Source organism: Mesorhizobium alhagi CCNWXJ12-2 (assembly GCF_000236565.1).
Classification (GTDB): Bacteria; Pseudomonadota; Alphaproteobacteria; order Rhizobiales; family Rhizobiaceae; genus Allomesorhizobium; species Allomesorhizobium alhagi.
In genome coordinates, this window is sequence record NZ_AHAM01000362.1 from 1 (window position 1) to 993 (window position 993).

Here is a 993-nt window from a genome sequence, read left to right on the forward strand (position 1 = left end):
GTAAGCGTAGAGCTCAGACCGTTTGGGCTTCGAAGTTCCAAGGCATGAGGTCTTCGATTTTGCTGATCGACCAGCCTTGGGCGATGCGCTCGAGGGTCAACTTGAGCCAGGCGTAAGGATCGACGTGGTTCATTTTTGCCGTCTGCAGCATGGTGGCTATGGTGGCCCAAGCGCGTCCCCCGCCATCGCTGCCCGCGAAGAGACTGTTTTTTCTTGTTATTGTTTGGGGGCGGATCGCCCGCTCGACAATGTTGGAGTCGATTTCGATACGGCCGTCGGCAAGAAAGCGCTCGAGCGCCACGCGTCTGGCAAGGGCATAGCGGATCGCCTCGGCAAGCTTCGATTTGCCGGATATTCGTGGGAGCTCTTTTTCCCACATATCGAAGAGCTCGGCGACGATGGTCGCGGAGTTTTCCTGGCGGTGCTTGAGCCGCAACTCGGGAGCCTGTCCGCGGACGCCGTCCTCGATCTGCCAGAGCCTGGCCATGGTGGTCACGGTCTCGGTCGCCAGTTCCGAACTGCCATTGACATGGAGTTCGTAGAACTTGCGTCGGACGTGGGCAAAGCAGGCTGCCATGATCACGCCCTCATTGGCGCCGGCCGACTGGGCCAGCCGATTGTATGCCGCATAGCCGTCGACCTGCAGAATGCCGCGATACCCCTCCAGATGACGCTCGACACACTCGCCACCGCGATTGTCTTCAAAGCGGAAGGCGACCATCGGCGGACTGGCCCCGCCAAAGGGATTGTCGTCGCGGGCATAGGCCCATAGCCAGGCCGTTTTAGTCTTGCCGGTCCCTGGCGCGAGCGTCGGAAGTCTGGTCTCGTCGGCAAAGATTCGTTCGGCCTGTTTGATGCGTTCCAGCACATAATCGGCCAGGGGCTGCAGTTCGAAGCCGACCTTGCCCATCCATGGCGCCATCACCGTGCGATCGAGTTCGACGCCAGAGCGGGCAAAGATGGCCTCCTGCCGGTAAAGCGGCAGGCCGTCGG

1 protein-coding gene is annotated in these 993 nt (G+C 60.9%); it reads right to left on the bottom strand.

Features of this window, described 5'->3' with window-relative positions; genetic code table 11:
• Nucleotides 1-13: 13 nt before the first annotated feature.
• Nucleotides 14-993: IS66 family transposase (gene tnpC / locus MAXJ12_RS34160; RefSeq protein WP_008840833.1), on the bottom strand; the 980-nt coding region annotated here is incomplete at its 5' end.